The following is an 18101-nucleotide window of genomic DNA, read 5'->3' on the forward strand; positions in this document are numbered from 1 at the left end:
TCGTTTTACCTTAATTAATGCACACTCGCCTGATGTTCGGCCGACAGACGGGCCAGTTTCTCCTTCTCCTTGCGCTGGGAACGGTTCACGAATACCGAATAGAGCGCAGGAATGATAAACAGCGTCAGCAGGGTCGAACAGGTCAGACCGCCGATCACGGCGATACCCATCGGCTGCCACGTCTCCGAGCCTGCGCCCGTACCGATCGCCAGCGGCAGCATGCCCAGAATAGTCGTGAACGAGGTCATCAGCACGGGACGCAGACGGCTCTTGCCGCCGGCGATCACGGCGTCGAAGACGCCCGAACCGCGCTCGACCAGCAGGTTCATGTAGTCCACCATCACGATACCGTTCTTGGTCACGATACCCACCAGCATGATGGCGCCGATCAGGGCGATGAGCGACAGTGGCGTGGAAGTCATCCACAGCGCGAGGAACACGCCCGTGAAGGCGAACGGAATGGTGAACATGATGATGAACGGGAACAGCAGCGACTCGAACTGCGTGGCCATCACGATATAGACCAGAATGACGATCAGGATGAACAGCACGCCCAAATCGCCGAAAGCGTCGCCCTGATCCTCGACCGTGCCGCCCACTTCGAGGTCCACGCCGTCGGGGATGTGGTATTCGGAGATCAGCTTTTCGACCTCGGCCACCACGTCGCCCAGCGCGACGCCGGCGCCCAGCGTCGATTGCACCGAGATCACGCGCTGGCGGTTCTCGCGCTCGATCATCGGAGCGGCATACTCCTCCTGCACCCGGCCGACCTCCTTGAGTTTCACGGGGCGGCCATGCGCGTTGTAAAGCGTGATGTTCTCCACGTCATCGACCGAGGTGCGGAATGGCTCGCCGTAGCGTACGACGATGTCGTATTCGTCGCCGTCCTCGCGGTACTTCGACGCCACGAGACCGTCGATCCGGTTTTTCACGGCCTGCGACGCAGTGGCGCTGTTCATCCCGTAATACGACAGGCGGTCGCGGTCGAAGACCACGTTGTATTCGGGGCGCAGGTCGTCGCGCGAAAGTTTCACGTCGCGCACGCCTTTCATCCCGCGCATCTTCTCCTTCAGGTCGTTGGCGATGGCGTTCGTGACGTCCATATCATAGCCGAAAACCTTGACATTGACCGTCGCCGAGCCGCTCATGCTGCCCGACATGCCGCCCGGCGTCACCGTGTACTGACGCACTTCGGGAATCCGGTCGAGGTCTTCGCGCAGCAGGTCGGAAACGACGTAGATCGAACGCTCGCGCCCCTCGACATCCGTCAGACGCATGTTGTAGTTGATGATATGCGAGCCGGTGGTCTGCATCGCGGCGAAGGCGTTGTCCGAAGAGTTGGCTCCGGCCGAAGCCGACACCAGCACGATCTCAGGATATTTCGCATAGATGATGCTGTCGATCTGCCGGGCGATGCGCGCCGTATACTCCACGCCGATATTCTGCTCCAGCTCGACCATCGCCGAGATACGGCTGTTGTCCGAAGGCGGGAAGAACTCGGTCGGCACGCGGGTGATCAGTCCCAGCGAAACGACGAAAAGGCCCATCATCGAGAAGATCGTGATGCGGCGGTGGCGGACCACCCAGTTCAATGAACGGGCGTAGATGTCGTCGAGCCATTCGAGCGCACGGTCGATCGGCTTGTAGACGATGCCGACGCCTTTGTAGTCGTGTACGCCTCCGTCGAGTTTGAGGAGGTAGGCCGACATCATCGGCGTGAGCGAGATGGCCGCCGTCGTCGAGACGCAGACCACGATCGTCACGATCCAGCCCAGCTCGCGGAAGAGGATACCGGCCATGCCCGGCACCATCGTCAGCGGCAGGAACACGGCGACGACCACCAGCGTGGTGGCGATGACCGACAGCCACACCTCGTTGGTGGCGTAGATGGCGGCCTCCTTGGGACTCGATCCCCGCTCGATATGGGTCGTAATGTTCTCCAGCACCACGATGGCGTCATCGACGACCATACCGATGGCGATCGAGAGCGACGAGAGCGAAATGATGTTCAGCGTCGATCCCGTGGCGAAGAGGTAGATGAACGAGCAGATCAGCGAGACGGGGATCGTCATGCAGATGATAAGCGTCGCCCGCCAGCGTCCGAGGAAGATCATCACCACCAGCACCACGAAGATAAAGGCGTACATGATGGTCTCCGAGAGCGACCCGATGGCGTCGGTGATCTCCTGCGAGCCTTCGAAAATCAGCTCCATCTTCACGTCCTTGGGCAGCGTCTTCTGGATTTCGGGCAGACGCTTCTGGATTTCGTGGACGATATTCACGGTATTGGCGCCCGACTGTTTCTGGAACATCACGCGCACGCCGCGCTGGCCGTTCACACGTTCGTCCATGGTGAATTTTTCGAGCGTGTCGCGGATTTCGGCCACGTCGGAGAGCATCACCGTGCGGCCCCCGGCGTTCGACACCACGACCTTGCGCAGCTCGTCGCTGAGTTTGAACTCGCCGTCGGCCTTGATGTTGAAGGTGTTGTTGCCGATGTCGATCGTGCCGCTCGGAATATTGACGTTCTCGGCGGCGATGATCTGGCCCAGCTGCTCGACCGTCAGGTTGTAGGCGTCGAGCTTGGCGGGATCGACATTGACCTGCACCTCGCGTTCGGGCGCACCGATAACGGAGACGGCACCCACGCCGTCCACGCGGTTCAGCACGTTGACCAGCTTGTCGTCGAGCAGTTTGCTAAGGGCCGGATAGCTCTCCTCGGCCGTGACGGCGATCATCATCACGGGGATCATCGAGGTCGAGAACTTGAAGATCGTCGGATAGTCGATGTCGTCGGGCAGCATGGACTGCACGCGGCTCACCACGTCGCGGATCTCGTTGGCACCCTCATTGAGGTCGGAACCGTACTCGAACTCGACGGTGATCATCGACACGTTGTCCTGCGATTTGGAGGTCAGTTTCTTGAGGTTGCTCACCGTATTGAGGTTGTCCTCCAGCACGCGGGTGATGTTGGTCTCGATCTCCGCGGCGTTGGCGCCGGGGTACATCGTGATGACCGAAATCTGCGGAATCTCGATCTCAGGATACTGGTCCACGGCCAGATTCATCAGCGAGAAGAGTCCGAAGACCATCACGCCGACGAACAGCAGCACCGTGGAGACCGGTTTGCGGACCGCACTTTCGTAAATTTTCATATGCGTCGGGGCGTTTAATTCTGTTTGACTTCGACCTTGGCGCCGTCGAAAAGCTTCGACAAAGCCGTCACGGCAACCCGCTCGCCCGGAGCGACGCCCGAAAGGATGTCCACGCGGTCGCCGACCTGACGGCCCACCTCGACCCGGCGGCGTTCGGCGACGCTGTCACCCTTGATGACATAGAGGAACCGCTCGGCGGTGCCCACCTGTTTCTGGACCGCCACGTCGGGCACCATGACACCCTCTTTCTCGCCCATGTTGAATCCCGTGCGGGCGAACATGCCCGGACGCAGCGTACGCTTGGCGTTGGGCACCTTCACCTCGACCTTGAACGTGCGGGTCGCGGGATCGAGCGCCGGATAGATCAGCGACACGGTGCCGGGGAAGGTCTCGCCGGGGAAGATATCGACCTTCAGATCGACGGGCATGCCGACCTTCACGTTGCGGAAATACTGCTCCGAAATGTTGGCGACGACCTTCAGCGGATCGATCTGCATGATATGCAGGATAGGCTGCGCGGCGAACAGGTCGCCCGACTCGTAGTTGCGGGCCGTGACGACGCCCGTAATGGGCGAATGGACCTCGATATTCTTCTTGAGGTTGGCGACCACTTCGCGCTGCACGTCGAGCTGGGCCTTGGCCTGCTCGATCTGCTGGGCCGAGATTCCCCCCGCCTCGTAGACCGGAAGCAGGCGGTTGTAGTCGTCCTCGACGGTCTTCAGCTGCACGAGCTGCTGGGTGTACTGCGTGGGGTCGAGCGTCACGATCAGCTGACCCTGACGCACGGGATCGCCCACCTCGACCAGAATCCGGTCGATATGCACGCCCGACGCCGCGGGCGTGATGTCGTTCTGCTTGTAAGGTTCGATTTCGGAGGTGAACTCCTCGGCAAGCTGCACCGGAGCTGAGACGGCCGTCTCGGTTTTGGTCAGCACACGGGTCTCCTGCTGGACGTCGGCGGTTTTTTTGCCCGTGCAGCCGGCGAGGGCTGCGGCGGCGATCAACATAACTGTTAAATTCTTCATAGGTTTTATCTGTTTTTCGATTTTATGCTAATTCTCCTTGCCGACGATGCGGTCGTACTCGGCCTTGGCGGTCAGGTAGTCGAAAATCGCCTGCGAAAAGTTCAACTCAGCCTGCGTCTGCGCCAGCTGCGCGCTGTTCAGTTCGAGGATCGTTCCCGCGCCCGCACGGTAGCGGGTGTCGGAGATGCTGTAGGCCTTGCGGGCCTGCGCGACGGTCAGCTCCTGCGCATACATCGTCTCGCGCGCGGTGAGCAGGTCGTTCAGGGCCGCGCGGACCTCGACGTCGATCTGCTGCCGGGCATAATCCCGCTGGAGACCGATCTGCGAAATCTGGTTCTTGATCTCGCGCGACCTGTTCATCTTCGTAAGGCCCGAAAAAATAGGGATCGAAACCTGCAGGCCGGCCGACATCGGGTGCTGCCACCAGAATTTGGAACCGTCGAGCACGTCGCCCGGCTGTCCTCCCTCCGCACCGCCGAAATTGAGCTTCGTCATGTCGATATCGTTACCAGTATAGGTCGCCGTAAAGAATGCGGTGACCGTGGGCATGCGTCCGGCGTTCGCCACTTTGAGCTGACGTTTGAGCAGATCCTCCTGCAGTTCGAGCGTACGCAGGTCGGAGTTATCCTGCACGTCGGTCGTCAGGCCGTCGGTTCCCGCCAGCACCGCGTCGCGCATGGCGTCCAGCTCTCCGACGACTTCGATTTCGACGTTCTCAGGGATCGAAAGGTACATTTTGAGCATCAGCTTGGCCAAGCGGATCGAATTCTCGGTCTGCAGGATCGAGGGCTTCAGGTTGCTCAGCTGCACCTGCGCCGTAAGCAGGTCGTATTCCGACGCAAGTCCGTTGTCGTACTGCAATCTGGTGTCGTCCACGGTGCGCTGCACGGTGGCCTGAGATTCGCGGAGCACTTCGAGCGACTGCTCGGCCAGCAGAATGTTATAGAAGGCCTTTTTGACTTCGGCGACCAGCGTAATCCGCGACGAGCGCGCCGACTCCACGGCGGCAGCCCGCTGGACGTCGTTCATCTTCAGCGTGCGGAACACCGCCGGAGCGAAGAGCGTCCACGTGGCGTCGCCCTGCGCCGCCAGCGTATTGTCGGCTCCGAACGAAAGCCCCTTGGTCATGCTCTGCTTGACGATCGAGCGGGTATAGGTGCCGCCGACCGAAATCTGAGGTATCCAGCTCCCCCACGTCTGCCGCTTCACATAGTCGAAGCGCTGCACCTCCATTTCGGCGACCTTGACGGTCGGGTTCTCGCTCAGCGCCAGATCGAGGGCCTCACCGAGCGTGAGACGCATTTGTGCCGCAGCGCCGAAAACGCCCGTCGCAGCAAGACACACGGTTAAAATCAGTTTTTTCATAAAATATCCCAAATTCAATTTTTATTTGCCGTACTTGGTCAGTTCGTATCTTTTCAGGTTGTCGTCGATCAGCCGCAGCCCCTTGGCCGTCGAAATGCCGCGGAAGAAATTGCTGATTATCTGCACGAAGGCTTCGCGCTCGGTCATTCCGGCGGGCAGCATCAGCTCCTTGCGGGTCACCAGCGCGGAGGCCGTGTAATAAAGCACCGAGATCGCCAGATCGATATTGATGTTATCGACGAACAGGCCGTCGACGATACCCTGATCGAGCATGCCGCGCAGGCTGCGCCGGTTCTTTTCCATGCCTTCGCGCGTCAGTTTGTCATGGACGGCAGGATAGAATTTCTTGAGATTGTCCATCATGCGGCTGGACACCTCGGCCTTGTCCATCACCTGCGCCAGCACCATGAACATGGCTTCGAGGACGTTGCGGGCGTTGGCGGTAAGTTCGGTCCAACGCTGCCGGTCACGCTGGAAGTAGCGCTCCATCGCCAGATAGAGCAGCCCTTCCTTGTCGCCGAACAGTTCGTACAGCGTACGCTTCGATACGCCGAGATGCTGTGCGATGTCGTCCATACGCACGGATTTTATGCCCTGCGTGGCGAACATCTGCATCGCTTGGTCGATTATGCGTTCTTTCTGGGGAGGGGTCATGTCTTCAGTCGTTTTATTCGAGGGCAAATATAGCAACAAAACCCACGAAACCAAAAAAGTTTTCTGTTTTTTGGAGTTTTTACCGCCGATTATGCCCTGAACAAGCAGAAATGCAGACAAACAGAACAATCGGAGCCGGAAACCGGGGCCGAAAAGAAAACTTATTGAATAATAAAACAGGGGAAGGAAAGAGATTGCAAGAGGTGGCTTCGGCGTTACGGATTCCGGATCAGGCAGATGTTTCGGGCAGGTCGAACGGCACTTCGAAAATCATGCGGCAGCCGGACGCATACTCCGGATCGACGAACAGACGGCCCCCCCCAGTTTCACGGCGATAAGCCGGCAGATAGGCAGTCCGAGTCCCGTCCCCTGCGAAAAGGGATCGAGTTTCACGAAACGCCCGAAGACCTCTTCGCGCAGGTCGGCGGGAATGCCCGGCCCGGTATCGGTCACGGAGAAGCGCAGCAGCCGTTCTGCGGGCAGGCAGTCGTAAGTCAGGGTAATATGTCCGGAGAGCGTGAATTTGGCGGCGTTGCGGAGCAGACGCAGAAGCACCTGTTCGATGCGTTTGAGGTTGGTCCGCACTACGGGATCGTCAGGCGTGAGTTCGCCCAGCAGGCTCACGCCGGGATGCAGTTCCGGCAGGGTGCTCTCCACGCAGTCGTTGCAGAGGTTGTTCAGCGCCGTGACGTCGCAGCGAGGCAGGTCGCCCGTCTGGTCGAGGTAGGCGACTTCGAGCACGTCGTCGAAAAGCCGCAGCAGGGTCGCACTGTTGGCTTCGATGATGGAGGCATACTCGCCCGTGGCGGGCTTGTCGCGGAATTCGGACGCCAGCACCTGCGAAAATCCGACGATCGAATTGAGGGGCGTGCGCACCTCGTGCGACATATGCTGGATAAATTCGGTCTTCATGCGGCTGGCCTGCTCGGCCTGCTCCTTGGCTTCGAGAAGCTCTTCGCCGCTGATCCGCAGATGCTCGTTCTGGGCCAGCACCGTCGCTTCGGAGGCCTTGAGACGCCGGTTGAGCTTCATCATGCGCGCATATCCCACGCCGCCCGTCACCAGCACTCCCGCCAGCAGGCAGATAATCAGATAGGTGTTGCGCAGGCGTTTGCGCTGGAGGTCGTACTGCAGCTCCTTGGTTTCGTTGTGCAGGCGGCTGATTTCGAGAATTCCCGAAAAATCGTCCGTCGCAGTGCGGATTTCGCGGTTGCGCACCGAGTCCGACAGACGGATGTATTCCCGGTAATTGGCCGCGGCCCGCTCCATCTCACGCAGGTGCCAGTAGACGTCGCCAAGCTCCTTGGTCAGCGCATAGTTGTTGAACCCGGAACTGCGGATCACCGTGTCGCGCTGCGTCTCCAGAATCGTCTCCAACGCCTTCCCGTACTGGCCCGAAGCCTTGAAATAGGCCGTTCGCAGATAGCTCAGCCCGGCCGTATGGAACCGCAGCGAGGGGTCGCGGCGGAACAGCTCCTCCGAAGCCTCCAGCCGTTTCTTCGCCTCCGCGAAATTTTCAGTCCGGATATAGTAAAGGCCGAAGCCCTTATTGACGGTAAATTCCTGATAGGTGGTCCGCTTGGGCAGCGACGCGGCCTTCTGCAGCGCGACGAACGCCGAATCGGGCATATCCAGCTCCAGCGCGCACTGCGCCAGCGAAGCGTACTGCGTCGGCAAGTTGATGTCGTCGATGCCGTTGTGTTCGAGCACCTCGATCTGGCGGCGGAAGTTGTCGTAAGCCATCCGCTACGCGCCCTGCGTCAGGTAGAGGTTGCCGAGCATCCGGTAGCAGGAGGCGACGCCTTCGGGGTAATCGTCGTCCTCGGCTTCGGCGAGCATCTTGCGGGTCTCGTAAATCGCCGTGTTGGACTGGTTCTGCTTGATATAATAGGTAATCAGGCGGCTCGACCAGACGAAATAATAGAAATAGCGCAGGTCTTCCTTGGGATGCCTGCGGCAGAATTCCTGCACGCGCCGCACGCCTTCGAGGATTTCCGCCCGGTCGTTCTTGTAGTAGAAATGGTCGAGACGGACGCAAAGCGCGATAGCCTGCATCCTTACGTTGCGCGCGGCTTCGGCCCGCCGAAAGAGCGTGTCGCACATTGCAGGGGCTTCGGCATCGGCGCGGTGCGCCTTGCAGAGTTTGTAATACGCCGTCAAAGCGCTGTCCGCCGGTTGTGAAGGAGTCTGCAAAGCCCGTTCGCCCGCCCGCATCGGGAAGGCATGGGAGAAAGCCATGAGGATGCAGACCGCAAAAGCGGCGAGAGATGACGGAATGCGCATGTATAAAGTGACGTTAAGCGCTACAAAGATAGCATTTTCAACCGGAGAATCAACAGAAAAAGTCCATTTTATCGAATTTGCAAAAAAACCGCCGCGTAAAATTACGCGGCGGCAAACTCGGCGGAACAGCGTTCCGGCCATCGGGCGTTCCGTTCGGAGCCGTAAAACAGAGCCGTCCTTTCCGACGTCCCGTCCGGTCCCGCGAAACGCTCCCGTCCTGTTATCGGGTGACCCGTTCGAGCCAGCGTACCATCGACAGCATGACGAGCATCGACAATCCGCAGGCGGCCACGAAGACGAACCACGTAGCCCACATCGGGGTGTGCAGATAGAGCCATCCGCCCACGAACAACAGTGCGTTGCCCACGGCCGTGGCAGCCAGCCAGAAGCCCTGCATCAGCCCCTGCATGTGCGGCGGCGCGACCTTCGACACGAAGGCCAGTCCGAGCGGCGAGATGAACAGCTCGGCGACCGTCAGGATGAAGTAGAGTCCCACCATCACCCACGGCGTAACCAGAATCGACTGCATTTCGTCGGCCTTCATGCCTGCGAGGGCGGCCTTGCCGGGCAGCGCCAGCGAGAAGAACATCAGGAAGAGGTAGGCCGTGGCGGCGATACCCATACCGATGGCGATCTTCATCGGCGTCGAGACCTCAACGTTGCGTTTGCGCAGCCAGCCGAAGAACCACATGATCAGCGGCGTGAGGGTCACCACGAAGAACGGGTTGACGCTCTGGAAGATTTCGGCGCCCTTGATGACCGTGAAGCCCAAGTCGATGTTGATGACGTCCAGATTCACGTAGTCACGGGCGAAGTAGGTCAGCGAATAGCCGTTCTGATGGAACGAAACCCAGAAGAAGATCACCACGCCGAACACGGCGAAAAGCGCATAGATGCGCTGACGGATCTCCTGCGCCGACATCGTGATCTCGGCGGCGGAAGCCTTCCCGCCCTTGGCCGCAGCCTTCTGCGAGGGATCGGGGAAACGTTTCTTGTTCGACATGTAGATCATCAGCGAAACGAGCATCATCACGATAGCGGCGATGAAGGCGTAGTGGAAACCGCGGTTGAAAACGTCGAGGTAGCTGTTGCAGAAGGCATGCAGGTCGCCGACGGGCGACCCGTCGAGGTAAGCCGAATTGGCATACGAGGTGAGGTTGGCAAGCCCCTCGCCGGCCATGTCCTGACCTTTGGCAAGGTATTCGTGGCAGAGTTCGGGCAACTTGGCGTTGTAGTCGAAATTATTGACCTTGAGCCACCAGTTGCGCACGCCGATGGCCACGAACGGCGCGAAGAAGCCGCCGATGTTGATGAACATGTAGAAGATCTGGAATCCCGACTCGCGCTTGGCGCTGAACTCCTTGTTGTCGTACATCTGCCCCACCAACGCTTGGAGATTGCCCTTGAAAAGGCCGTTGCCGAAGGCGATGACCAGCAGTCCGAGGCAGGTCAGCGTCAGATAGAGCGGCAGGCTGGGAACCGGCGTGGGCGTGGGAATGGCGATCAGCAGGTAACCCAGCGACATCACCACCAGACCCCACATGATGGTGCCCTTGTAGTTCTTGGTCTTGTCGGCGATGATACCGCCGACAAGCGCCAGCAGATAGATCGAAGCGTAGAATCCCGAATAGATGTAACCCGCCGTGGCCTCGTCGAGACCGAACTTGGCGGAGATGAACAGGGTCAGGATCGCCATCATGATGTAGAAACCGAATCGCTCGCCCATATTGGCCAAAGCCGCGGCGATCAGTCCTTGGGGTTGTCCTTTCATAAGTTAATTTTTGGTGTTAGTAATAAATGATTCGTTTTTTGTTTGCTGACAAAGATAGAAAAATTTTCCATATATTTGTATAAACACAAAACCGGTTATGGAAAAAACGACCCGCAGGCTTCCGATCGTCGAACGCGACGAGTGGCTGCTCCCCGCAGAGCAGGAGCTCAACAACCGTCACGAGCGGTATATGGACAAAATGAACGCAATCGTGCAGGCGGCGGGGTCGCTCGTCGATTACGCCAACGGCTACCGCTATTTCGGCTGGCAGCGCGACGAGACGCTCGACGGCTGGTGGCTGCGCGAATGGCTGCCCGGAGCGCACGACGTCTACGTCTTCGGCGATTTCAACAACTGGCAGCGGACCGAAATCCGCATGCAGCGCGACCGCCACGGCGTATGGAGCGCCTTCTTCCCCACGGCGATGTACCGTGACAGGCTGGTGCACGGCTCGCTCTACAAGCTCCACGTCCATGGCGACAACGGCTGGCTGGACCGCATTCCGGCCTACGCGACGCGCGTGGTGCAGGACGAGGCGACCAAAAACTACACGGCGCAGTTCTGGGCGCCGGAGCCGTTCGACTGGCGGGGCGACGCATTCGACATTTCGAAAAACGGAAACCTCCTCATCTACGAGGCACACGTGGGCATGGCGCAGGAGAAGGAGGGCGTCGGGACCTACCGCGAATTCACGGAGAAGATATTACCTATAATAAAAAAGGACGGCTACAACGCCGTGCAGCTCATGGCCATCGCCGAGCACCCCTATTACGGGTCGTTCGGCTATCATGTGTCGAGTTTCTTCGCCCCGGCATCGCGCTGCGGCACGCCCGAAGAGCTGAAGGAGCTGGTGCGCCGCGCCCACGAGCTGGGGCTGGGAGTCATCATGGACCTCGTACACGCCCACTACGTGAAGAACCTCAACGAAGGCATCAACGAGCTGGACGGCACGGACCACCACTATTCGCTGCCCGGAAAGGCGGGCTACCAGCCCTATTGGGACTCGATGCTCTTCGACTACGGCAAGGACGAGGTGCAGCATTTCCTGCTTTCGAACGTCAAATACTGGCTCGACGAATTCCATTTCGACGGCTACCGCTTCGACGGCGTGACCTCGATGATCTACCACCACCACGGCTACGTCGATTTCGACTGCCGCGAACGTTTCTTCGACGCGGGGGTGAACGGCGACGCGCTGACCTATCTGACGCTGGCCAACCGGCTGGTGCACGACTTCCGCGCGGGCGACGTGACCATCGCCGAGGACGTGTCGGGCATGCCGGGGATGTGCATTCCCGACACGGACGGAGGCATCGGCTTCGACTACCGGCTGGGGATGGCCATTCCCGATTTCTGGATCAAGCAGCTCAAGGAGGTGCCCGACGAGGAGTGGAACATCTGGGAGATGTGGAACGTGATGACCGACCGCCTGCCCGAAGTGAAGACGGTGGCCTACGCCGAGTCGCACGATCAGGCGCTGGTGGGCGACAAGACGCTGGCGTTCAGGCTGATGGACAAGGAGATGTATTTCAACATGGACCGCGCGTCGCAGAGCGTGGTGATCGACCGCGGTATGGCGCTGCACAAGATGATCCGCCTGATGACCATTTCGACGGGCGGGCAGGCCTACCTCAACTTCATGGGCAACGAGTTCGGGCATCCCGAATGGATCGACTTCCCGCGCGAGGGCAACGGCTGGAGCTACGCCCACGCCCGGCGGCAGTGGTCGCTGGCCGGGAACGGGTTCCTGCGCTATGCATGGCTGGGGGATTTCGACAAGGCGATGATCAAACTGGTGAAGCGGTACAAGGTGCTGGCCGACGGCTACGCGTGGAATCTCGTGATGGACGAATGCAACAAGACGATGGCCTTTGCCCACGGCGACCTGCTGTTCGTCTTCAACTGGCACCCCTCGGCGTCGATTCCCGACTACGAGCTGCCCGTGCAGGCGCCCGGCAAATACGTGCCCCTGCTCTCGACCGACGAACGGCGTTTCGGCGGGCAGGAGCGGCAGGCGATGGACGGCGAGCACTTCTCGTTCCCGGCGCAGGACGGGGATAACACCGAGCGGCCGCATATCCGCATCTACAATACTTCGCGCACGGCGACGGTATATCTGAGAACCGACGGACGACAACCCTCCGCCGTGACCGGGAAGTGAACGGTCCGGAGAAAGGACGAGGCCGGGATCAACAGCACGGAGAGGAAGCAAGAGGCCGGGAGGAAACCGGAACGGAACGGCGATGGAAAATCCTATTGCGGTAAAGGGAAACGCCGAAAAAACAAGGCTGGAAAGCAAAAGCACGGAGAGGAAACAAGGCCGCAAAAGCCGGGGAGGAACGGGGCTGGAAGACCGCAAAAAAACGATAACGATTAACGGCAGGGAATATCCCTGCCGTTAATCGTTACCGAGCAACACGAATCGGCGGAAGTCAGCGCGCCCCGTCGGCGGGATAGACCACGCCCAACTGGCGGCGCACTTCATCGATGATCTCCAGCGTCGCAAGCGAATTGGCGTGGCTGTTGACCGCCGATTCCGGGCGGCCCTGTTCGATCAAATCAATGAACTCCGCGATTTCGTAATAGTAACGGTCCCGGTCCGGCTCCACACCGACCGATTCGCCGACAGTCTCCGGGCCGCGGCCCGAAGCGGCGCCTCGGCGCGGAAAACGGGTCACACAGCGTATGTCGTGGATCGTATCCAGCAGCAGCGTACCCTCCTCCCCTTCGATCTCGGAGGGCAGGCGCGAATCGGCGATCTTGGAGTAGAGCACCGTGGCGTTCATCCCCTCGTAACGGAAGTTGACGGCTCCCTGACCGTCCGCCCCCGAAGAGAGCACGACACCCTGCGCATCGACGGCCTGCGGCCGCCCGAAAAGCGCGACCATCGGGTAAACCGTATAGACGCCGATGTCCATCATGGCGCCGTTGGAAAGCGACGGATCGAAGGTGTTGAGCACGACGCCCTCCCTGAACTTGTCATAGCGCGAGGAGTACTGGCAGTAGCTGGCGAAGTAGCGGCGGATCGTTCCCAGACGGGGAAGCTGCTCGCGCACGATCCGGAAATTGGGATTGAGCGTCGCAATCATGGCCTCCATCAGCACGACGCCGTATCTGCGCGCGGCTTCGATCATCGCACGGGCTTCACGCGCATTGGAGGCCAGCGGCTTCTCGCACAGCACGTGTTTGCCGCAGCTCATGCAGAGGATGCTCTGCGACGCATGCAGGGCGTTGGGCGAGGCGATATAGACGGCATCGACGAGCGGACTGCGGGCCATCTCTTCGAGCGAGGTGAACGTATGCGGAATCCCGTGCTTCGCGGCGAAAGCGTCGGCCGTAGCCTGATTGCGCGAACAGATCGCCGCCGCCTCGAAGCGCGCATCCTGCCGGGCGCCGGCAAGCACCCAGTCGGCGATAAAGCCCGTGCCGACCATTCCGAAACGAATCTTTCCTTTCATACCAATGCTGTCAATATATTGTTATAAAGTACGTTCGTAAATCCGGGACTCCGCATCCCACGGGTGATAGCCCTGTCCGATATAGCGGAAGCCCCACTTTTCGTACAGCCCGGCGTGATCGGTGCTGAGGTAGAGTTTGCCGAATCCGGCGCGGCGGGCGTCTTCGGCCGCACGGTCGAGCAGCAGCCGTCCGTAGGCGTGTCCGCGCATATGTTCGGCGACATAGAGGGCGCAGGCCCACGGGCACAGGTCCATGCGGCTGATAAAGTCATTGGCGATCAACCCTGCACAACCGACCGGCTCGCCGCCCGACATCAGCAGATACCACTGCGGAAGCGGACCTGCGGCGCTGACAGCGTGGCGGATGCAGTCCTCATAAAGAACGGGCGGCACTTCGGGCCAGCAGGCCGAAATATAGCCGATCGCGGCATCCGCGAATTCGGGGTGCTCCCTGACGGAGACGATTCTCATGGTCGGACGGTTATTTCGCCGTGATGCGTTTCACGGCGGCGGCGACGTCGGCATAGAGCGCAGGCAGGTCCACGCCCGCCACGCGGCGGTTTTCGACCACGATGCGGCCGTCGACCATGACCGTATCGACATCCGACGCCTTGCCGCAGTAGACGATGTTCGACACCAGATCGTGAACGGGCTGCAAATGGGGTTTCTGGAGGTCCACGACGATCAGGTCGGCCAATGCGCCCTCGCGGACCACGCCCAGTTCGCCTTCGGCGTAGCCCAAAGCGCGGGCGCCGTTGACCGTCGCCAGCTTCAGCGCTTCGTAAGCCGGGAGCGCGACGGGGTCGCCCGTGGCGGATTTCTGCAGGAAGGCCGCCGTGCGCACCTCCTCGAACATGTCGAGATCGTTGTTGGAGCAGGTGCCGTCGGTGCCGATGGTCACCAGCGCACCCGCGGCGCGCAGCCGCTCGACGGGCGCCACGCCGCTCGAAATCTTCATGTTGCTCTGCGGGTTGTGCGACACGGCCACGCCGCGCGCGGCCAGCGTCGCAATGTCGGTGTCGGTCAAATAGATGCAGTGTGCGCCGATGGTGCGGGCGTCGAGCATGCCCAGCGCGTCGAGGTGTTCGACGGGCGTCATGCCGTATTTCTCGCGCACGATGCGCACCTCGTCCTGCGTCTCGGCGATATGGGTCATCAGGTGCAGTCCGTACCGCTCGGCCGTCTCTTTGCCGCGCCGCAGGTTTTCGGGCGACACGGTGTAGGGCGAATGGGGTGCGAGGGCGATCCGGATCCGGTCGCAGCCGGCGGCGAGTTCCACCGCCTGCCCCACTTCGGGAAGCACCTCTTCGACGTTGCTGTCAAAATAGTTGCAGCCCAGCATCGCGCGGATGCCCAGCCGCTCGGCCACTTCGACGCAGCGGTTCTCGTGGTAATACATATCCACGAACGAGGTCACGCCGCCCAGCAGCATCTCGACAATGCCGAGCGTCATTCCCAACGCCACGTCGTCGGCCGTCTGGCGCGCTTCGAACGGCCAGATATAGTCGTGGAGCCACTCCATCAAGGCGATATCGTCGGCATAACTGCGCTGCAGCGTCATGGCGGCGTGGCAGTGGGTATTGACAAGCCCCGGCATCAGCAGCCGGCCCGTGCAGTCGATGATCCGTGCGTCGGGGTGTGCGGCGCGGAATGCGTCGGCTTCGGACGCGGACTCCGTGACCAGCGCGATGCGGCTGCCCGCGACGCCCACGAAACCCGTAAAGGTTTTGGGACTGCCTTCGTCCGCCGTCATCGGCAGAATCGTGGCGTTGGAAAAAAGAATTGCCATAAATAGCGTAGTTACTTTATTGTAGTGTATGTATTATTCGGCCCGCGGATCGACTCCGACGGTCGTTGCCGCCGCCAAAGGCGGCGTTTGCAAGTCTGCCCTTCCCTGAATCCCCTCCTCGGAGAAGACTTCCCGCATGCGGGCGGATTGCGGGCGGAAACTTCAGCCGCCCCCCGAAACCGTCAAGCCCCCGGAAACCCGAAACCACCAGTCCCCGGAAACCCCGCCCCGACCCGGAAAGGCAGTCCTACTTATCTTTCTTATACTTTATCTTCACCTCCCCGGTCTTGACCTTGCGGGGTCCCGGATCGATCGAGTTGCCCTGCACGGTGATTACGTCGCGGCCGTCCACCGAATTCGAGTAAATCTGAATCACCTTGTTGAAGACGCCCGGTTCGCTCTTGTGGGGTTCGTAGATGATGCTGATGGTTCCGCTCTCGCCCGGAGCGACCGGCCGTTTGGAGTACGACGCCTTGAGACACGAACACGAGGAGATGACGCGCGTCACGACCAGCGGCACCGTGCCGTCGTTGGTGAAGGTGAATTCGCGCACCAGATCGCCGCCCTTGCGGGGCACGTCGCCGAAATCGTGGCTCGCGACCTCCATATGCAGATGCGCCCCCTCGATCTTCGCGAGCTGCTGGGCGCGGCCCGCCGCAAAGGTCAGGCATCCGAAAAGTGTCAGTAATAAAAATCGCATTGTCTTTCGTTTCAAAAATTACTCCATACGGAAAACATAGGTGATCGTTCCGCCCTGCACCGCCGCGCGGCTTTCGGTAAAGCGCGCCTTGCGCGCCGCGGCTTTGGCGGCTTCGACCAGTTCGGCGGCGTCGGTGGTCGAGCCTTTCGGTTCGTAGGCCGCACTCGTGACCCGTCCCGAAGCATCGACCGTCACGCGGACGATCACCTTGCCGCTCTTCGAACCGGGGTACGAAGGTTTGGGCAGGTCGCCCACCAGCCCGCGCCCCTGCAAGCCCTGATCCAGCTGGTCCAGCCCGTCGGGATTGAGTCCCGGACCGGTGCCGCTGGCCCTGTCCTCGCCTTCGGGAGCGCGGGGATTGCCCGCGTTGTCGGGTTCGTCGGCGCCGCCCTTGTTCATGTTGAACAGCGCGCGGGGATTGGGCGTCTGCGTCGTCTCGTCCTTGCCGGAGACCTGCGCCGTCTGCTCGACGGGAGCCGTGCGGTCGTGCACGCGCGGCTCGGTGGCCGTCCTGACGCGCGGCTTGGGCGGTTCGAGCGCAGGCGGCTCGGTGAAGTCGATCGTGATCGTATCGCCCGGCTTGTCGTGGATCTGCCGGAAGTCGAACGAGACCAGCGCGAACGAACCGATCAGCAGCAGCGCGTAGACCGCCGTCGCAACCGTCGCCCACCTGCGGGGATTCCTGTTATTTGGATCGTAATAATACATAAAACCTGATTTTGGCGACGGCTGCCGCCGCCGGACGGCGTCCGTCAATTCGGCGCCGTCGCCAGAATTAACTTGTAATTGTTGTCCTTGGCGATATTCATCACCTTGACCGTCTCGCCCACGGCTACCGTCTCGTCGCAGTGCAGCGACACGGTGGCGTCCTTCTGTCCGTCGAGACGCGTCTTGAGCGCACGCTCCACGCCCTCGATCGAGCCGACCTCCTGCAGTTCGACGTAATAGCGGTACTTGCCGTGGCCCGCATCCTGTATCGAAACCGTGGTCATCGCCTTGTCCTTGAGCTGGTTGGAGCTTTTCGGCAGCATCAGCTTCAGGGCGTTGGGATTGATCAGCGTCGTAGCGATCAGCAGAAACAGCAGCAGCAGGAACATCAGGTCGGTCATCGACGATGCCGAGAAGGACTTATCGACCTTCGATCCGTGTTTAATTGCCATAGCGCGTTATTTTTGAACGGGTTGATTCAGAATGTCCATGAATGCGATCGAGTTGGCCTCCATCTGGAAAACCAGCTTCTCGATGCGCGCGACGAGGTAGTTGTAGCCGAAGTAGGCCGGGATGCCGACGATAAGACCCATCACGGTGGTCACCATCGCCACATACATACCGCTCGAAAGCAGTCCCAGATCCACCGTGCCGCCTGCGGCCGACATGTCCATGAAGGTCTGCACCATACCGAGCACCGTACCCAGAAAACCGATCATCGGGGCGCCGCCGGCGATCGTCGCCAGAAACGGCAGGCCGTTTTCGAGCTTCGAGACTTCGAGGTTGGCGACGTTCTCGATGGCCGTCTGCACGTCGCTCATCGGGCGTCCGATGCGCTCGATGCCCTTCTCGATCATGCGGGCGATCGGCGTGTCGGTCTTCTTGCACAGATTCACGGCCGTCTGGATCTTGCCGTCGGAAATGTAGTCGCGGATGCGGTTCATGAAGTTCATGTCCAGCACCGAAGCCTTGCGGATAGCCATGAAACGCTCCACGAAGATAAAGATCGTCACCCCGCCCAGCGCCAGCAGCGGCCACATCAGCCAACCGCCTTTGGTAAACAGCGTCCACAGTCCCATACGGGTCTCCTCACTGGTGGCCACCGCCTCGGCAGCCTGCAAAAAAGTCATCATAGTGTTTTAGAAATTATAGAAGTTTGTCATTGAATTTTTTCTGTTTCCGGTTCCGGCCGA

General features: G+C 60.4%; 16 protein-coding genes. 2 read left to right on the forward strand and 14 right to left on the reverse strand.

Annotated elements, in window-relative coordinates; translation table 11 throughout:
- Positions 1–14: 14 nt before the first annotated feature.
- The 7 genes from ALFI_RS00155 to ALFI_RS00180 all read right to left on the reverse strand — a co-directional run bounded on the left by ALFI_RS00155 (position 15) and on the right by ALFI_RS00180 (position 10253).
- Positions 15–3155, reverse strand: a complete 3141-nt coding sequence (locus ALFI_RS00155; RefSeq protein ID WP_009596246.1) for an efflux RND transporter permease subunit — start codon at positions 3153–3155, stop codon at positions 15–17.
- A gap of 14 nt (positions 3156–3169) precedes the next feature.
- Positions 3170–4180 carry an efflux RND transporter periplasmic adaptor subunit gene (locus ALFI_RS00160; protein WP_014774297.1) on the reverse strand — a complete coding sequence of 337 codons (1011 nt, stop codon included), beginning with the start codon at positions 4178–4180 and terminating at the stop codon, positions 3170–3172.
- Between the two features lie 27 nt (positions 4181–4207).
- A complete protein-coding gene (locus ALFI_RS00165) occupies positions 4208–5545 on the reverse strand; it encodes a TolC family protein (protein ID WP_175282382.1) in 1338 nt (445 codons plus the stop codon).
- A gap of 21 nt (positions 5546–5566) precedes the next feature.
- Complete coding sequence (locus ALFI_RS00170) at positions 5567–6199, reverse strand: TetR/AcrR family transcriptional regulator (RefSeq protein WP_009596261.1); 633 nt, start codon at positions 6197–6199, stop codon at positions 5567–5569.
- Positions 6200–6469: 270 nt separating this feature from the next.
- A complete protein-coding gene (locus ALFI_RS00175; protein WP_052312768.1) occupies positions 6470–7942 on the reverse strand; it encodes a sensor histidine kinase in 1473 nt (490 codons plus the stop codon).
- Between the two features lie 3 nt (positions 7943–7945).
- A complete protein-coding gene (locus tag ALFI_RS16135; RefSeq protein WP_022044035.1) occupies positions 7946–8482 on the reverse strand; it encodes a hypothetical protein in 537 nt (178 codons plus the stop codon).
- A 220-nt stretch (positions 8483–8702) separates the two neighbouring features.
- Complete coding sequence (locus ALFI_RS00180; RefSeq protein WP_009596240.1) at positions 8703–10253, reverse strand: peptide MFS transporter; 1551 nt, start codon at positions 10251–10253, stop codon at positions 8703–8705.
- A 97-nt stretch (positions 10254–10350) separates the two neighbouring features.
- On the opposite strand from ALFI_RS00180, the gene ALFI_RS00185 reads away from it, so the two are divergent.
- Together ALFI_RS00185 and ALFI_RS16770 are read left to right on the forward strand one after the other, a co-directional pair.
- On the forward strand, positions 10351–12414 hold the full coding sequence (locus tag ALFI_RS00185; protein WP_014774298.1) for an alpha-amylase family glycosyl hydrolase: 2064 nt from the start codon (positions 10351–10353) through the stop codon (positions 12412–12414).
- 82 nt (positions 12415–12496) lie between these two features.
- Positions 12497–12655: a hypothetical protein gene (locus tag ALFI_RS16770; protein ID WP_155835612.1), complete on the forward strand. Its 159-nt coding sequence runs from the start codon at positions 12497–12499 to the stop codon at positions 12653–12655.
- Positions 12656–12685: 30 nt separating this feature from the next.
- On the opposite strand, the gene ALFI_RS00190 is transcribed toward ALFI_RS16770, so the two are convergent.
- From ALFI_RS00190 to ALFI_RS00220, 7 genes are all read right to left on the reverse strand, one after another.
- The gene (locus ALFI_RS00190) at positions 12686–13711 is read right to left on the reverse strand and encodes a Gfo/Idh/MocA family protein (protein WP_014774299.1); all 1026 of its coding nucleotides are present in this window, start codon (positions 13709–13711) and stop codon (positions 12686–12688) included.
- A gap of 21 nt (positions 13712–13732) precedes the next feature.
- Positions 13733–14182 (reverse strand): GNAT family N-acetyltransferase, encoded by a 450-nt coding sequence (locus tag ALFI_RS00195; RefSeq protein ID WP_014774300.1) that lies wholly within the window; start codon positions 14180–14182, stop codon positions 13733–13735.
- 10 nt (positions 14183–14192) lie between these two features.
- The gene (locus tag ALFI_RS00200; protein ID WP_014774301.1) at positions 14193–15500 is read right to left on the reverse strand and encodes an amidohydrolase; all 1308 of its coding nucleotides are present in this window, start codon (positions 15498–15500) and stop codon (positions 14193–14195) included.
- A 247-nt stretch (positions 15501–15747) separates the two neighbouring features.
- Positions 15748–16200 (reverse strand): DUF1573 domain-containing protein, encoded by a 453-nt coding sequence (locus ALFI_RS00205; protein ID WP_014774302.1) that lies wholly within the window; start codon positions 16198–16200, stop codon positions 15748–15750.
- An 18-nt stretch (positions 16201–16218) separates the two neighbouring features.
- A complete protein-coding gene (locus ALFI_RS00210; protein ID WP_014774303.1) occupies positions 16219–16908 on the reverse strand; it encodes a TonB family protein in 690 nt (229 codons plus the stop codon).
- Positions 16909–16952: 44 nt separating this feature from the next.
- The gene (locus ALFI_RS00215) at positions 16953–17360 is read right to left on the reverse strand and encodes an ExbD/TolR family protein (RefSeq protein ID WP_009596235.1); all 408 of its coding nucleotides are present in this window, start codon (positions 17358–17360) and stop codon (positions 16953–16955) included.
- Positions 17361–17366: 6 nt separating this feature from the next.
- On the reverse strand, positions 17367–18041 hold the full coding sequence (locus ALFI_RS00220) for a MotA/TolQ/ExbB proton channel family protein (RefSeq protein ID WP_039939472.1): 675 nt from the start codon (positions 18039–18041) through the stop codon (positions 17367–17369).
- Positions 18042–18101 lie beyond the last annotated feature (60 nt).

Source organism: Alistipes finegoldii DSM 17242 (assembly GCF_000265365.1).
Taxonomy (GTDB): Bacteria; Bacteroidota; Bacteroidia; order Bacteroidales; family Rikenellaceae; genus Alistipes; species Alistipes finegoldii.